Source organism: Nocardia spumae, assembly GCF_020733635.1.
GTDB classification, from domain to species: domain Bacteria; phylum Actinomycetota; class Actinomycetes; order Mycobacteriales; family Mycobacteriaceae; genus Nocardia; species Nocardia spumae.
On the sequence record NZ_JAJFZL010000001.1, the window covers coordinates 888,666 to 902,870 of the forward strand.

General features: G+C 68.1%; 16 protein-coding genes. 8 read left to right on the plus strand and 8 right to left on the minus strand.

Features of this window, described 5'->3' with window-relative positions; all coding sequences use genetic code 11:
• Position 1: 1 nt before the first annotated feature.
• The 4 genes from LKD76_RS03890 to LKD76_RS03905 form a co-directional block, all read right to left on the minus strand.
• The gene (locus LKD76_RS03890) at positions 2 to 997 is read right to left on the minus strand and encodes a MerR family transcriptional regulator (protein ID WP_227979553.1); all 996 of its coding nucleotides are present in this window, start codon (positions 995 to 997) and stop codon (positions 2 to 4) included.
• A gap of 15 nt (positions 998 to 1,012) precedes the next feature.
• Positions 1,013 to 1,678, minus strand: a complete 666-nt coding sequence (locus LKD76_RS03895) for a HEAT repeat domain-containing protein (RefSeq protein ID WP_227979554.1) — start codon at positions 1,676 to 1,678, stop codon at positions 1,013 to 1,015.
• A 201-nt stretch (positions 1,679 to 1,879) separates the two neighbouring features.
• Complete coding sequence (locus tag LKD76_RS03900) at positions 1,880 to 2,371, minus strand: DUF2231 domain-containing protein (protein WP_227979555.1); 492 nt, start codon at positions 2,369 to 2,371, stop codon at positions 1,880 to 1,882.
• A gap of 194 nt (positions 2,372 to 2,565) precedes the next feature.
• Entirely contained in the window at positions 2,566 to 3,234 is a 669-nt protein-coding gene (locus LKD76_RS03905) for an alpha/beta fold hydrolase (protein ID WP_227979556.1), read from the minus strand.
• 225 nt (positions 3,235 to 3,459) lie between these two features.
• Here LKD76_RS03905 and LKD76_RS03910 point away from each other — a divergent pair, with 225 nt between their 5' ends.
• Positions 3,460 to 3,957: a DUF4240 domain-containing protein gene (locus LKD76_RS03910; protein ID WP_227979557.1), complete on the plus strand. Its 498-nt coding sequence runs from the start codon at positions 3,460 to 3,462 to the stop codon at positions 3,955 to 3,957.
• Positions 3,958 to 3,982: 25 nt separating this feature from the next.
• Here LKD76_RS03910 and LKD76_RS03915 read toward each other — a convergent pair whose 3' ends face one another.
• On the minus strand, positions 3,983 to 4,885 hold the full coding sequence (locus LKD76_RS03915; RefSeq protein ID WP_227979558.1) for a LysR family transcriptional regulator: 903 nt from the start codon (positions 4,883 to 4,885) through the stop codon (positions 3,983 to 3,985).
• A 71-nt stretch (positions 4,886 to 4,956) separates the two neighbouring features.
• On the opposite strand from LKD76_RS03915, the gene dapA reads away from it, so the two are divergent.
• Positions 4,957 to 5,859, plus strand: a complete 903-nt coding sequence (dapA, locus tag LKD76_RS03920) for a 4-hydroxy-tetrahydrodipicolinate synthase (protein WP_227979559.1) — start codon at positions 4,957 to 4,959, stop codon at positions 5,857 to 5,859.
• 1 nt (position 5,860) lies between these two features.
• Here the strand turns inward: dapA and LKD76_RS03925 are convergent, their stop codons facing one another.
• Together LKD76_RS03925 and LKD76_RS03930 are read right to left on the minus strand one after the other, a co-directional pair.
• Complete coding sequence (locus tag LKD76_RS03925) at positions 5,861 to 6,064, minus strand: hypothetical protein (protein WP_227979560.1); 204 nt, start codon at positions 6,062 to 6,064, stop codon at positions 5,861 to 5,863.
• A 145-nt stretch (positions 6,065 to 6,209) separates the two neighbouring features.
• Positions 6,210 to 6,443 carry a BldC family transcriptional regulator gene (locus LKD76_RS03930; protein ID WP_051025198.1) on the minus strand — a complete coding sequence of 78 codons (234 nt, stop codon included), beginning with the start codon at positions 6,441 to 6,443 and terminating at the stop codon, positions 6,210 to 6,212.
• A gap of 224 nt (positions 6,444 to 6,667) precedes the next feature.
• Here LKD76_RS03930 and LKD76_RS03935 point away from each other — a divergent pair, with 224 nt between their 5' ends.
• The 5 genes from LKD76_RS03935 to LKD76_RS03955 all read left to right on the plus strand — a co-directional run bounded on the left by LKD76_RS03935 (position 6,668) and on the right by LKD76_RS03955 (position 9,614).
• Positions 6,668 to 7,009, plus strand: coding sequence for a DUF4229 domain-containing protein (locus LKD76_RS03935; RefSeq protein ID WP_227979561.1), 342 nt, complete (start codon positions 6,668 to 6,670; stop codon positions 7,007 to 7,009).
• Between the two features lie 188 nt (positions 7,010 to 7,197).
• Positions 7,198 to 8,283: an L-cysteine desulfhydrase Cds1 gene (gene cds1, locus LKD76_RS03940; protein ID WP_227979562.1), complete on the plus strand. Its 1,086-nt coding sequence runs from the start codon at positions 7,198 to 7,200 to the stop codon at positions 8,281 to 8,283.
• 91 nt (positions 8,284 to 8,374) lie between these two features.
• Positions 8,375 to 8,596, plus strand: a complete 222-nt coding sequence (locus LKD76_RS03945) for a helix-turn-helix domain-containing protein (RefSeq protein ID WP_227979563.1) — start codon at positions 8,375 to 8,377, stop codon at positions 8,594 to 8,596.
• Positions 8,596 to 9,183, plus strand: coding sequence for a Clp protease N-terminal domain-containing protein (locus tag LKD76_RS03950; protein WP_227979564.1), 588 nt, complete (start codon positions 8,596 to 8,598; stop codon positions 9,181 to 9,183). Before LKD76_RS03945 ends, LKD76_RS03950 begins: the two co-directional genes overlap by 1 nt.
• A gap of 41 nt (positions 9,184 to 9,224) precedes the next feature.
• Complete coding sequence (locus tag LKD76_RS03955) at positions 9,225 to 9,614, plus strand: phage holin family protein (protein WP_227979565.1); 390 nt, start codon at positions 9,225 to 9,227, stop codon at positions 9,612 to 9,614.
• 17 nt (positions 9,615 to 9,631) lie between these two features.
• Here LKD76_RS03955 and LKD76_RS03960 read toward each other — a convergent pair whose 3' ends face one another.
• Entirely contained in the window at positions 9,632 to 10,501 is an 870-nt protein-coding gene (locus LKD76_RS03960) for a 1,4-dihydroxy-2-naphthoate polyprenyltransferase (protein ID WP_227979566.1), read from the minus strand.
• A gap of 196 nt (positions 10,502 to 10,697) precedes the next feature.
• On the opposite strand from LKD76_RS03960, the gene LKD76_RS03965 reads away from it, so the two are divergent.
• A complete protein-coding gene (locus tag LKD76_RS03965; RefSeq protein ID WP_227979567.1) occupies positions 10,698 to 14,147 on the plus strand; it encodes an AfsR/SARP family transcriptional regulator in 3,450 nt (1,149 codons plus the stop codon).
• Positions 14,148 to 14,205: the final 58 nt, after the last annotated feature.

The window sequence follows — 14,205 nt, forward strand, 5'->3', positions numbered from 1 at the left end:
CTCAGTCGCGCAGGCGCAGGATCGCCGCAGCGGTCGCGGCGACGGTCCGATCGGCGTCGCCGGTCAAATCGATCAGGGTCTCCCGTGCCGCGGTGCCGGGGATTTCGGCCAACGCCTGGGTGAGCCGCGAGCGTATCGGTGGTTCGGACGCGGAATCGAGACGATCCCGGATGGCCCGTACGATCTCGTCGCCGGTGCCGGGCAGCACGCCCAGCAGGCCCAGAGCTTCGGCGGCCTCGATATCCGAGCGACCCGCGACGACCATCTCGAGCAGCGCGGCGGCGGCGTCGATATCGAGCCGGGACCCCAGGGCCAGCGCGGCCGGGTCGCGCACCGACGCGTCGCGGTCGGTCAGGGCTCGTCTGAGCAGTGCGGTCGCCTCGGCTACGGGCACCGCGGCGATGGCGATCGTCGCGCGCCGGCGGACACCGGGGGCCTCCGCGTCGAGACCGGCGGCCAGCTCCGCCAATCCCGCGGTGCCCGCCCGCGCCAGCGACCACCGCAGTGCGCCCGCGACATTCAAATCGTCCTCGACGAGCGCGGCGCCGGCCAGCGCCCGGATCGGCAGTGCCGCGCCTTCGTGCTGGGCCAGCACCGCCTGCTGCCGGTGCGCTCCCGATTCCGATTCGAGTGCGCGCAGCAGTGTGACGATGCGCAGAACGTCCTCCCACTGCTCGGGCGCGGCCGATTCGACTCGCTCGAGCTTGTCGAGCAGTTCCGTCTCGGCGGCGATCCGCGCTCGGGTGTGCCGGATGAGCTCACTCACCAGCGTGATCGGCGCGAAATCCGCCTCATCCAGCGCCCGTTTGGTGTCGTTCAGCGAAAGCCCCAGTGTCCGAAGGCTTTCGACGTGGAAGAGACGACGGATGTCGGCGGCGGAGTACTCGCGGTATCCGCCGGTGGTGCGGTCCGTGGGCTGGACCAGTCCCAGCCGGTCGTAATGGCGCAGCATGCGGGTACTGACACCGGAACGGCGGGCGACCTCACCGATCAACATCTCGTCGTCTCCTCTCTAGGCGTCCGGACCCGTCGCCGCCACCCGCTTGGCCAACTCCAGCGACAGCGTAAATCCGCTGTCGGGGTCCAGGCGCAGGCGCTCGGTCGCCTCGGCGTGGGCGCGCACCCGAGGATCGCGGGCCGTGGCGGCGGCCTCCAACACCGGCACCGCGGCCACGTCGAGCGACGCCAGCGCACGGCTCAGCCCGCGCTGCACGGCGTGATCGCCCCGCCCCAGCGCCTTCGCCAGATCGACCGCGAGGCCGGACTCCTCGCCGGGAGGTACGAGTACCGCGGCCGCCCGCCACGCGCTCAACGCGACATCGTCGTGCGCGTCGTGCAGCAGCGCCGACACCGCGGGCCAGGCGGTACGGTCCCCGATCTTGGACAGGGTGTGCAATGCCTGGCTGCGTGCCTGCGGGATCTCGGAACCGAGTTCGGCGAGCAGCCGCGGCACCGTGATCTCGGCCGGCAGCCGGCACAGCGCCCAGGTCAGCATGTCTCTGACGAAGAAGTCCGGCTCGACGGCACAGCGGGCGACGAGTGTTTCCGCGAGCCGGGCATCTCCCTGGGTGCCGGCCGACAGCGCCGCGCGCAGCCGAGTCGACGAGTCGGCCGCGGCCAGGGCGGCGACGAGATGAGCATCGGGCTCATTATGGTTGGTGGTAATCACGGGAACCACCTCCTTCGCCCACCATTCGAAACCTTGTCACGATGTCAGGGTCAAGTCCGTTGGCGCGCGAAGCGACGGCCGTGACTCGGCCGCTGCGCCCGGATCCGTTCCGGACCGCCGTTTCCGGTCCCGTATCAGCCCATGCGATCACGACCCGTGGCGTGCTGCCGGGCGAGCCCCACCGGACAAGTCCGGCCTGTCCCAGGAGCGTCAGCTGCCGCGAGGATGCTGCAGGTGCGCGATCTCGTTGCCCCACACCGATTGCGAGCCGGCGTCGCCGACCCGGTAGGTCTGCACGATCGATGCGATACCGACCGCGACAGCGAGGACGGCGACAGCCACCGTGACGATCACGTGCAGATCGGTGCCGCGCCGCTCCGCGATGTGCAGCGCGGTCAGCGCCACGGCGACGACGAGCAGAGCGATAGCGAAATACAGCATCGTCTCGCCGCGCTCGGCGTGCTCGCGCAGGATCGCGTCCGGATTCTCGCGCAGGTCGTACAGCCACTGCCCGGCATGAATGGTGATCGGTGTCAGCACCATGACGATCACCGCCAGAATCAGCGTCAGCCACACCAGATGGCCGCGCCGTGCGACCGGCCACACGGCGCACACGATCTCCAGGACCGCGGTCAACGGCACCAGGACCACGATGACATGCACGAACAGCACGTGGGCGGGCAAATCGTGGATGACGGTCATCAGTGCTCCTCGACAACTCGCGGAATCGCGGTGTCGGCGACCGCCCCGAGAACCGCCGGCGCCACAGTCGAACCGAGCATAGCCATCGGACGCCGATCTCGGCGGCCTTCCGAGTGCGATCGATGCCCGCCGCCGCGCCCTGGCCGACCTGGGCGCCCGAGTTTTCTGATATGCCCGAATTCGCGGGCTCCGGCTCAACGACCGAGCAGATAGTCCACGACGCCGCTCGGATTCGACAGGGCGGCCAGGTGACCTCCGGGTATCACGTCGGCGTCGACTCCGAGACGCTCACGGGCGACCCGTTGCTGCAGTGCCGGCGGGAAGAAGCGGTCGTCGGCGCCGGCCAGGACGTGGATCGGGATCCGCGGCCACGCGGTGAACGGGCACGGCTCGGCCATGATCCGATCGGACTGGGAACGTTCGTATCGTTCACTCTCGGCCACGATCTCCGGCGCGACATCGTGGAAGAAGTACGTATCCATGTCGAATTCGCGGCTGTAGCCGTGTGCTTCGGCGGCGGCCTCGCGGGCCGCGGCGGAATCGACAGCGCCCCACCACTGCCCCGCTGTCTCGCCGGGCGCCGGAATCATCGCGTTCACGAAGATCAGCGCCGAGGGAACGAACCGCGCGCAGACCGCACCGGCGGTGAAGCCGCCGAGGGACTGGGCCACCACCACGTCACCGGGTTCGGTGTGCTCGAGCACCAGGTCGCGGTAGCGCTCGATGCCGGCGCTGTCGTCGTCAGCGGGCAGGTCGACCGCCACCGCGCGGTGCCCCGCGGCGCTCAGACCGGCCACCACCCGGCTCCAGTACCACGCGGCGCCGCCGGCGCCGGGGATCAGCACGAACTTTCGCGTATTCACGGCCATATCGAAGTAGACGACATCCGGTCGTCGAACTCATCGCCGACACCGGGTCGTGCCGGTGCGCGGAGCCGCACCCGCGCGCCATGCCGAATATCATTCACATGCCTTGTTGCGCACGGCAATTCGACCGCGTTGGCAACCGATGGCGCCGCCACCGCGATGACGTGGCTCGTTTCCGCGATGGGAAGACAGCGCGCGTGCGGCTTGGCAAGATGCGAAGGCATGAATACCGACGCGTTCTGGTCTCTGATCGAAACGAGCCTGGAGCATTCGCCCGATTACGAGGAACGAACCCGATACCTGCGTGACAGTCTCGCGACGCTGCCTGTCGAGCAGATCGCCCATTTCGACATTCTGCTGTCGAACGCCTGCAACGAATTGGACAGCGCCGAACTCGTCGAGCTCGCGCAGCAGATCCACGGCGGCCTCCTGCACGACGATGTCTTCAACGATTTCAAGATGTGGATCATCGGCTCGGGGCGAGGCGCCTTCACTCGGGTGGTGGGCAATCCCGCCGCGGTGTCGGCTCTGCCCGGCGTCGACACGCAGGGCGTCGACGACGACGAGGACCTGTCCTGGGAAGAGCTGAGTTACGTGGGAAATTACGCATTCCTGCGCAAGCACGGGATCGATCACGAGGCGGACGACGAGCGGCAGGGCGCGCTGGACGAGGAGTACGAGGAACTGGTGAAGCGGGTTCAGGCCGAACTCGCCCGCTGACGGGCGGGGTCGAGGGCCGCGAAACTCAGCCGAGGCTGTCGACCGGCGGGATGGTGCCCAGGGTGGCGTGCAGGGCCGTGCGAGCGGCGGCGATCGCGGGATGCTCGCGAGTGCCCGAGCGATAGGCGATGCGGGTGCGGCGGCGGATCGACAGACCGGTCAGTTCGACCGCGGTGGTGCCGATTTCGGACTCGGGCGGGATGGCGAGTTCCGGGATGAAGGCGACGCCCTGCCCGGCATCGACCAGTGCGAGGACGGTGCCGAAGTCGTCCGAGTTGTGGCGGATGCGGGGAATGAAACCGGCTGCCTCGCAAGCCCGCACGGTCATCGTGTGGCACAGCGTTCCGGGAGTGCCGGCGATCCAGGCCGAATCCCGATGCGCGATCAGGGGTTCGGCCGCGCGGGCCGCCAGATATACCGGCTCCTCCAGGAACGGTTCGGTGTCCAGGCCGGGTTCGCTCGGCAGTGGCACGTAGTCGTATTCCTGGATCAGCGCGATATCGAGGGTTCCGGCGCGCAGCGCGGCGGGCACCTCCGCCGGATCCAGTTCCGTGACATGCAGTTCCAACAGCGGATGCGCGCGACTCAGGGTGACCAGCGCGGCGGGCAGGATGCGCTGGACGGCGGTGGGGAAGGCGCCGATGTAGAGGGCGCCGGTGAGACGTGTGGTGGCCGTGGCCAATTCGGCCTCGGCCTGCTCGAGAATCGACAGGACGGCCTCGGTGTGCTCGACGAGACGCCGTGCCGCGGTGGTGAGTTCGACGCGGCGGCCGGTGCGTTCGAGCAGGGGGACACCGGCCTCGCGTTCGAGCGCGCTCAGCTGCTGCGATACCGCCGACGGGGTGTAGGACATCGCCTCGGCGACGGCCGCGATCGTGCCCCGATGAGCCAGCTCTCGCAGGAGTCGTAAACGCCGCACATCGAGCATCACATCAGCTTATGCTCGAGTGAAGATATATGTAATAGACCTGAAGAATCGCTTCGGCCAGGCTGAGGGGTATGAATTTCAGCGGCCTCTTCGTTCCACTGATCACACCGTTCACCGAGGACGGCCGGCCCGCCTACGACGTGTTGGCGAAGCTTGCGAACGAGGTCCTCGATGCGGGTGCGACCGGCATCGTGGCGCTCGGCACCACGGCCGAGCCCGCGACTCTCACCGTGGCCGAGCGCCGGGAGGTCGTCACCGTGTGTACGCAGGTGTGCCTGGAGCGCGGGGCTCCGCTGATCGTCGGCACGGGAACCAACGCGACCGCGGATTCCGAACGGGAGCTGGTCGCCTTGGATCCACGGATCGCGGGAGCGCTGACGGTGGTCCCGTACTACACCAGGCCCTCGGAAGCGGGGGTGATCGAGCATTTCCGGCGGCTGGCCGCGGCCAGCCCGGTTCCGCTGATCATCTACAACGTCCCGCAGCGCACCGGGCGGCCGCTGGCGGCGCGGACGCTGTGCCAGCTCGCGGACATTCCGAACGTGGCGGGATTCAAACATGCGGTGGGCGCTGTCGACGAGGCCACCATCGGCCTGCTCGCCGCGGTCGCGGACCGGACGGCGGTGCTGTGCGGTGATGATCTCTATGCCGCGCCGCAACTGGCGCTGGGCGCGCGGGGAGCCATTCTCACCTGCGCGAATGTGGCGCCGAATGCTTATGCGGAACTGGTCGCGGCATGGCGCGAGGGCCGCATCGATGTGGCGCGGCGATACGGGAACGCCCTGGTCGATGTGGCGCGGGCGTTGTTCGCGGAACCCAATCCGGTAGTGGTCAAAGGCGTACTGGCCGCGCGGGGACGAATTCCGAGCGCGGCGGTACGCCTGCCGTTGCTACCTGCCGGCGACGAATCCACGGCGGCGGCGCTGGCCGCACTCGACGTGATGTACGACGCCGTCCGGACCGCTCACCGGTGAGTCAGCGGTCGGTGCCGGGATCGCCGTCCCGGTGCTGGCGGGAGATCCGCCACAGGAATTCGGGGTCGTCGTCGGGGCCGATGGCCCGGCGACTCTTATCGGGGGCTCGTCCGGTGCCGATCCTGGGCATATGCTCCGGTCCGAATGCTTTCCAGCACAACACCGCGACAGCCACGACCGCGATGAGTGCCAACAGGTACGCCACGTCGCTCACCTCCTGACATCGAGGGTAATCCCGTGTGCGTACCTGCGGCACGGTGACCGCGAGAATGGGCCGGTATCACGCGGGACACCCGTACCCGATCGGGCCGGCAAGCGCTTCGCGATCGCCGCTCACCGGCCCTGCGTACTCAGGGGCGCGTGGCCTCGGTGGTCAGCGATTTCAGCAGTTGCATCACCTCGGACTCACGGAAACGGCGATGTCCGCCAGGGGTGCGCAGCGAGCCCAGTCGCCCGGCATGTGCCCAGCGGGTGACTGTTTTCGGATCGACGTGGAACAGCGCCGCCACCTGGCCCGGGGTCAGGAGGGCCTCCTGGCCGTTGACGGAACCCAACGTGCGGCTCGCCGCGGTGATCGCAGTCATTCGCAAACCTTTCCGTAATCGACAGATCCCTCATCAGATAGCGACATAGTTACACCCGGACCCCCAGGTACTCGAACGATCTAACGTTGGTAAAGGGGAAGTAATAGACAAAACGGATATACGTTCGACTGGAAGTAATTGGGTGAGCGAACCGGGAGCGACCGGCCCGGGAGGAGACAGGGCAGGTCGGAACCGGTATCCGGACGTCGCCTACCCTGGTCGATGTGAGTGATGCATCCCGACCCGACGCCGCTGCCGGCGACCGGGCCCCGGCCTCGGCGGGGCGCCGGCTCGCGACCAATCTGGCGCTGTACACCCTGGCGCGATTGGCGCTGGTCGCGGTCATCGCCGCGATCATCCTGCTGGTGGCCAACCTGGTGGATGTGGATATTCCGCTGATCGTGTCGCTGCTGTTCGCGCTGATCGTCGCGATGCCGCTGTCGCTGGTCTTGTTCAAGAAGCTGCGCGTGCGGGTGAACGAGGACATCGCCGCCGTCGACGAGAAGCGCCGCAACGACAAGGCGAATCTGCGCGCCAGGATGCGTGGGGACCAGGAGGGCAGGTGAGCGACAATCGCGCAGCGGCTCATCGGCCCGACCGGGTGCGGGTGTCCCGCAGGACGCAGGAGGGCAGGTGAGCGACAATCGCGCAGCGGCTCATCGGCCCGACCGGGTGCGGGTGTCCCGCAGGACGCAGGAGGGCAAGTGAGCGACAATCGCGCAGCGGCTCATCGGCCCGACCGGCGTGGGACGCTGTGAAGTCCTGCGATCGCAGTACTTCGCGGGAGTGGGTCGACAACGCGGTGCGGCTGATCGAGGCCGATGCCCAGCGCAGCGCCGATACCCATCTGCTGCGCTATCCGCTGCCGCCCGAGTGGGGTGTGCGGCTGTATCTCAAGGATGAGTCCACTCATCCGACCGGCAGTCTGAAGCATCGACTGGCACGGTCTCTGTTTCTCTACGCGATCTGCAACGGCTGGGTCGGCGAGGGGACGACGATCGTCGAGGCGTCGTCGGGGTCGACGGCGATCAGTGAGGCGTATTTCGCGAAGCTGCTCGGCCTGGATTTCGTGTCGGTGGTTCCGGCCAAGACCTCGCCGGAGAAGATCGCGCTGATCGAGGCGCAGGGCGGTCGCTGTCACTTCGTTGAGCGCGCGCCCGATATCTATGCCGAGGCGACGCGCCTGGCGGCCGAATGCGACGGCCATTATATGGACCAGTTCACCTACGCCGAGCGGGCCACCGACTGGCGGGGTAACAACAACATCGCCGAATCCATCTATCAGCAGATGGTGCTGGAATCGCATCCGGTGCCGGCGTGGATCGTCGTCGGCGCGGGGACCGGCGGTACCAGCGCCACCATCGGCCGCTATATCCGTTACCGCCGCCACGAGACCCGGCTGGCCGTGGTCGATCCGGAGAATTCGGCGTTCTACGGCGGGTACGAGGTCGGCGATGCGGGCTATCAGACCGGAATGCCCTCGCGGATCGAGGGGATCGGCCGGCCGCGGGTCGAGCCGTCGTTCATCGGTCAGGTGGTCGATCGCATGATCGAGGTGCCCGATGCCGGGTCGATCGCGGCCTGCCGTCATGCCAGTGCGGTGCTCGGGCGGCGCGTGGGCGGTTCCACCGGAACCAATCTCTGGGGTGCCTTCGCGGTCATCGCGGAGATGATCGCCGCCGGCCGGGAGGGCAGTGTGGTGACACTGCTGTGTGACGGCGGAGATCGTTACGCCGGAACGTATTTCAATGACGAATGGGTCGCGGGGCAAGGATTGGATCTGACCGATCCGGCCGCCGTTCTGGCGGAGTTCACCGCGACCGGTATCTGGCGGGGCTGAGTCCCACCGTCCTCATCGTTCGCTCGGGGAGAACATCCTGATATGTCAATTTTTGTTGACGTGCGCCGAGTGTCAACGTAAATTGACATACATGAGTGAGGCGACAACGTTGGCGGCCGCCGCCGGCAGTCCGGACCCGCAGGTCGGGCTGCGCGCGGTGCTGGCACTGCGGCGGCTGGCCGAGCGATTGGAAGCGATTCAGGTGGCCAATGCCCGCAAGCATGGCTGGTCCTGGCAGGCAATCGCCGATGCGCTCGAGGTCAGCCGGCAGGCGGTCCACCAGAAGTACAACCGGAGAGGCGGAATTCGCTGATGTTCGAACGATTTGCCAAGGCGCCGCGGTACGCGATCGTGGTCGCTCAGGAGGAGGCCCGCGAATTGCGCTCTCCCAGCATCGATGTCGAGCATGTGCTGCTCGGCCTCCTGTGCAGTCCGGACACCGGGCTGCGAGAGCTGCTGAACGACAACGGCGTAACCGTCGAGGGGGTCCGGGAAAAGCTCACCCGGCAGAGTCCGAGTGAACCGCTCGGCGCCGACGATGCCGCCGCGCTGAAGTCGATCGGTATCGATCTGGAGGCGGTGCGCGACAGTGTGCAGGCCACCTTCGGGGAGGACGTGTTCGACGAACCCGATCCGGTGGTGGACAAGGGGCGCGGCCGGTTCCGGCTGGGCGGGAGTATGACCTTCGGGCATATCCCGTTCACCCGCGATGCCAAGAAGGTGCTGGAACTCTCACTGCGCGAGGCGGTTTCCCGCGGCGACGACCGCATCGAAGCCGGGCACGTCCTGCTCGGAATACTGCGTTCGCCCAACGCGACGACCAGCGATCTGCTCGGCGGTGCCGAAGGCGCGGACCGGTTACGGACCTCCGTCCGGGACTTGCTCGATCGCGCCGCGTGACGGGGCGGGCCCGGAGGCACGCCCGCCGTTAGCATTGCCGCATGGCACTTCTGCTTCGCCTGGCGATCAATGCTCTCGCGATCTGGCTCGCCGCAGCCTGGATCGGCGGGATCGAGCTCAAAGACCCGCCCGACTCGGGCACCGGCGGAAAGGTTCTCGTCGTGGTCTGCGTCGCGATCGTCTTCGGACTGGTCAACGCGCTGATCAAGCCGATCGTGAAGCTGCTGTCACTGCCGTTGGTGATCGTGACGCTGGGGCTTTTCCTCCTGGTGATCAACGCCCTGATGCTGTGGTTGACCGCCAAGATCACCGAGACCACCGATTACGGTCTGCGGGTCGACGGATTCTGGGCGGCGCTGGGCGGCGCGATCATCGTCACAGTCGTGAACTGGGTGCTCGGGATCTTCGTTCCCGAGGGCGGGCGCGACTGATCCGGTCGCGCCGGATCTCAGCCGAGGCTCAGTGCCAGGGCGGTCAGTAGCGACCAGCCCAGCATCGCGAGTCCGGTATCGCGTAGCGACGGGATCAGTCCCGGACCCTGCGCACCACCGCGCACCGGCGCGTTGGATCGGATGGCCAGCGGAATCGCCAGCAATCCGACCAGTGCCCACGGTGTGCGGACGGCCAGCGCCAGCGAGGCGACGAACGGCACCACCATGAGCACCAGATGCAGGGTGCGGGTCCGGGTGTCGCCCAGTTTCACGGCCAGGGTGGTCTTCCCGGTCACCGAATCGGTGGGGATATCGCGCAGGTTGTTGGTGACCAGCACGGCGCTCGAGAACGCGCCGACCGCGATGGCGCCGACCAAGCCGGCCCACTCGACCCGCTCGGCCTGGACGAATTGGGTGCCGAGCACCGCCACCAGACCGAAGAAGACGAAGACCGCGATCTCACCGAAACCGCTGTAGCCGTACGGTTTGCTGCCGCCGGTGTAGAACCAGGCGCCGGCCAGGCAGGCCGCACCGACCAATAACAGCCACCACGCCGTGGTGAACACCAGCACCAGTCCGAAGATGGCGCCGACGCTCAGGCAGGCGATCGCGGCGTTCCGGACGGCGGCGGGGCTCGCCAGGCCCGAACCGACCAGGCGCAGCGGTCCCACTCGCTCGTCGTCGGTGCCGCGGATGCCGTCGGAGTAGTCGTTGGCGTAGTTCACGCCGATGATCAGGGCCAGCGAAACCAGCAGACTCAGTAGTGCTTTCCACCAGACCGCGGCATCCAGCGACGCGGCCGCGCCCGTGCCGACGAGGATCGGGGCGATCGCATTGGGCAGCGTCCGCGGGCGGGCGCCTTCGAGCCATTGTGCTGCACTAGCCATGTCAGGCAGCCTAATGGTGGTGGCCCGCGGGCGGCAGCGCAGCGTTGGCCCGGAGGCGGCAGCGGCGCCGCTCCTTTGTCGATAACATTATTTCGATATATCGGAGTAAGCTCTCGGGGTGACGAGGTATCGGGAGCGGCTCACCTCGCCGCCGCATCCGGAAATGACTCGACCGGCCACATACGATTGCGAAGGCATGTTTTCTGATCACAGCGGCTCCGCGGACGCCGGAACGCACACCCGACCGGACGGCGTCCGGGATTCGACGCTGTCCGGGATCCGCGTGGCAGTGCTGGGGGAGGTGGCGCTGCGGCGCGAGGCCGAGCTGGTCGCGGTACCCGGCGCGCGAGCCCGGCTGCTGGTCGCCGCGCTGGCCGTGCATCCGGGCCGCAGTCGCAGCGCGCAGGCGCTGATCGACGACATCTGGGGGGAACAACCTCCGCGCGCGCCCATGAACGCGCTGCATACGCAGGTCTCCCGGTTGCGTTCGGCGCTACCGGAGGGTGCGCTGGAAATCGGTCCGGCCGGATATCGGCTGCTGCTGGGCGAGACACAGGTCGATCTGAGTCTGGCCCGGAGCCTGGAACGACAAGCACAGCAGCGGCTCGATCAGGGCGATACGGCTGGTTGTCTGGACCTGGTGCTGCGAGCCCGCGGACTGTGGCGCGGTGAACCCGGCGCCGATCTGCCGCCCGGTCCGGTCGCCGACGAGGTCCGCGAACTCGCGGCCGCGCGCGCGTCCGGTCTGGACGCGCTGGAACTGTCCGCCCGTGAGGCCGGTGGGGATATCGGTGGCGCACTGCGGGTGGCCCGGAGGTCCGCCGCCGCCGAGCCACTGGACGAGCCCGCCCACGCCACTCTGATGCGGCTGCTCGCCTCCGACGGCCGGGCCACTGAGGCCCTGGAGGTCTTCGCCGGGTTGCGCACCCGGCTCGGAGAGGAACTGGGTGCCGATCCAGGACCGGCTCTGGTGGCGTTGAACACCGCGATTCTGCGTGGCGACCAGCCCGCGCCCGGCGCCGCGCAGTCGCGCGTCCTACCGGCCTCCTCTGCGGTGCAGCGGGTTTCGTCGGCGCAGCATGCGCTGGAACCGCAGTCGGCGGACGGGCTGCCGGAATCTCCCGCGGCCCCGCCGAATACGGCACTCGGATTGCGGGCAGCGCCGAATCCGCTGCTCGGCCGCGAGAGCGATCTGCAGGCGCTGGAGAAACTCGTGCGGGAATTCCGGGTGACGACCGTGCTCGGGCCGGGCGGCACCGGAAAGACCCGGGTGGCCAATGAACTCGGAGCGCGGGTGTCGCAGCGGCAGCCGGTGACGCTGGTCGAATTGGCCTCGATCCGCGCCGATTCCGAGGGTTCGCCCGCCGAGCAGCTGGCCGGGACCTGCGCGGAGATCGAGACCGCGATCGGCGCGGTCCTCGGTGTCAACGAATATTCGCGTGAGACGAATGTGTTGCGCCGCAACCAGACCGTCGACGGTAAGCGCAGGCTGCGGGAGGCGCTGTCGCTGCGTCCCATGCTGCTGATTCTGGACAACTGTGAACACCTCATCGATGCGGTCGCCGAGGTGGTCGCCGATCTGGTGGGCAGCTGTGAGCAGCTGACCGTGGTGGCCACCAGCCGGGCACCGCTGTCGATCACCGCCGAAACGGTGTATCCCCTGCCGCCCTTGGCGATCGACGCCCAGGGTTCGCCGGCGACCGAACTGTTCGTCAGCCGGGCGCGGGCGGTGCGGCCCTCGGCCCGGCTGGACCCGGAGGTGGTGGCGCGGCTGTGCCGCACCCTCGACGGTCTGCCGCTGGCGATCGAATTGGCCGCCGCGCGGGTGCGCGCGATGCGGGTGGAGGAGATCGAGTCCCGGCTCGAACACCGCTTCGCCCTGCTGCGTTCCGGCGATCGAAGCTCACCGGAACGTCATCGCACCCTGCACGCGGTGATCGAGTGGAGCTGGAATCTGCTCGAACCCGAACAACAGGTGGCGTTGCGGCGACTGTGCCGGTTCCCCGGTGGATTCACTTTGCGCGCCGCCGAATTCGTCGTCGGCGGACCGGATGTGCTCGACCCGGTCGCCGCCGTGGACGGGCTGGTGGGACAGTCCCTGCTGACCGTACTGGCCGACGACGACGCGATCGACACCCGCTATCGCATGCTGGAGACAGTGCGCGAATTCGGTGAGGAACAGTTGGCCGCCGCCGGCGAGGCCGATCTGGTCATGGATCGGATGTGCGGCTGGGCACGGCAATTCGTCTACGAGGCGACGCAGGAGTACCAGGGGCCCGAGCAGGTGCGCGTGGTGCTCTCGGTGGCCGCCGAACTGGACAATCTGCTGGCCGTCCTCCGCCATGCGATAGACAGCGGCGATTCCCACACGGTCTATTCGATATTCGGGCCGATCGCCGTGCTGTGGGTGATGCGCGGCGCGCACATGGAATTGATGAACTGGGCGCCGCGGGTGGTCCCGGTGCCGTCGCCCACGGGGCAGCGGCCGCCGGGTGCGGCCGATCTCGAGCTGCAGAGCTATATCTTCCTCGCGATGCATCTGACGTTCGCCGACGTGGGACTGCGGCCCATCGCGATCATCCGGATGCGGGCGCGCCGGTTGCTCGCCCGCGACGATATCCGTCCGCCCCTGCGGTTCCTGGGTGAATTGTTGTGCGCACCTGTCGATCTCACCAAGGGCGTACGGTTGCTCTCGACCGGCACCCGGGCCGAGGACGATGTCACTCGGGCACTCGCCCTGCTGTTGCGCGCGAACATGCGGGAGAACGACAGCTTCACCGCGGGATCGATCCGTGACGCGACACAGGCGCTCGCGATCGTCGAGGGGAACGATATCTGGGCCACGGCGATGTGCAGCCAGCATCTGGGGCAGATGGCCTCGCAAGCGGCACGATACGAGGAGGCGGTGGCCTACTACCGCCGCGCCGCGGAACTGATGCAGGAACTGCGCTGCTACGAGGAGAGCGTGGAAATGCGCAGCTTCCTCGCGGTATCGATGGTCGGCACCGGACAATTGGCGCAGGCGCGCCGGGAACTGGAATACGCGCTCGGTGTCGTCGACGACGGTGTGGGCTTGGACGATCCGGTGACCCGGCCCAACCACCGTAAGGCGGCCGTCGTCGCCGGTCTGGCCGAACTGGAGTTGGCGGAGGGGCATATCGAGCGCGGGTTGCGGGCATTCCGCCGCAGCCTGGAGCTGTTCGGCTGGCCGACCCTGTCGATGGGGCCCGGGCCGGGCGACATCATCGTCGCGAGTGCCGTGCTGGACGCGCATGTGCTCAACGATGCCGCCCACGAGGTGCCGCACCTGCCCGGACAGATGGCCCGAGTGGCGCGGGAGCGGCTGACCCAGTACATCGATGTGCCGCAGGTCGGCGGGGCGGCCGGTGCTCTCGGGTCCTATCTGATCCACTCCGGGAAGGATCCGCGGCGTGGCGCGGAACTGCTCGCCATTTCGCAGAAAGTGGTAGGCCGCCAGGACTATTCGTCGATGCGGTGGAGCCGCCATCTGGAGGCAGCACGGGAGCGGGTGGGGTCCGAGGTGATCGAGTCGGGGCATCGGACCGTATCCGGTATGAGCCGCCGCACCGTCGCGACCCGCTTCCTGGCGATGCTTCCGGAGATCGAGCGTCTGGTCGGCGATTAGCCGCTGTCGGCACAGACAACTGCCCGCCGGTCGCGATCGCGACCGGCGGGCAGTGTTC

Excerpts from the sequence above, each read along its gene's own strand:
- LKD76_RS03950 (WP_227979564.1), top strand. The coding sequence starts at position 8,596 with ATGTTCGAACGATTTGCCAAGGCGCCGCGGTACGCGATCGTGGTCGCT.
- LKD76_RS03900 (WP_227979555.1), bottom strand. The coding sequence starts at position 2,371 with ATGACCGTCATCCACGATTTGCCCGCCCACGTGCTGTTCGTGCATGTC.
- LKD76_RS03910 (WP_227979557.1), top strand. The coding sequence starts at position 3,460 with ATGAATACCGACGCGTTCTGGTCTCTGATCGAAACGAGCCTGGAGCAT.
- LKD76_RS03960 (WP_227979566.1), bottom strand. The coding sequence starts at position 10,501 with ATGGCTAGTGCAGCACAATGGCTCGAAGGCGCCCGCCCGCGGACGCTG.
- LKD76_RS03915 (WP_227979558.1), bottom strand. The coding sequence starts at position 4,885 with ATGCTCGATGTGCGGCGTTTACGACTCCTGCGAGAGCTGGCTCATCGG.
- LKD76_RS03955 (WP_227979565.1), top strand. The coding sequence starts at position 9,225 with ATGGCACTTCTGCTTCGCCTGGCGATCAATGCTCTCGCGATCTGGCTC.
- LKD76_RS03890 (WP_227979553.1), bottom strand. The coding sequence starts at position 997 with ATGTTGATCGGTGAGGTCGCCCGCCGTTCCGGTGTCAGTACCCGCATG.
- LKD76_RS03945 (WP_227979563.1), top strand. The coding sequence starts at position 8,375 with ATGAGTGAGGCGACAACGTTGGCGGCCGCCGCCGGCAGTCCGGACCCG.
- dapA (WP_227979559.1), top strand. The coding sequence starts at position 4,957 with ATGAATTTCAGCGGCCTCTTCGTTCCACTGATCACACCGTTCACCGAG.
- LKD76_RS03930 (WP_051025198.1), bottom strand. The coding sequence starts at position 6,443 with ATGACTGCGATCACCGCGGCGAGCCGCACGTTGGGTTCCGTCAACGGC.
- LKD76_RS03965 (WP_227979567.1), top strand. The coding sequence starts at position 10,698 with ATGTTTTCTGATCACAGCGGCTCCGCGGACGCCGGAACGCACACCCGA.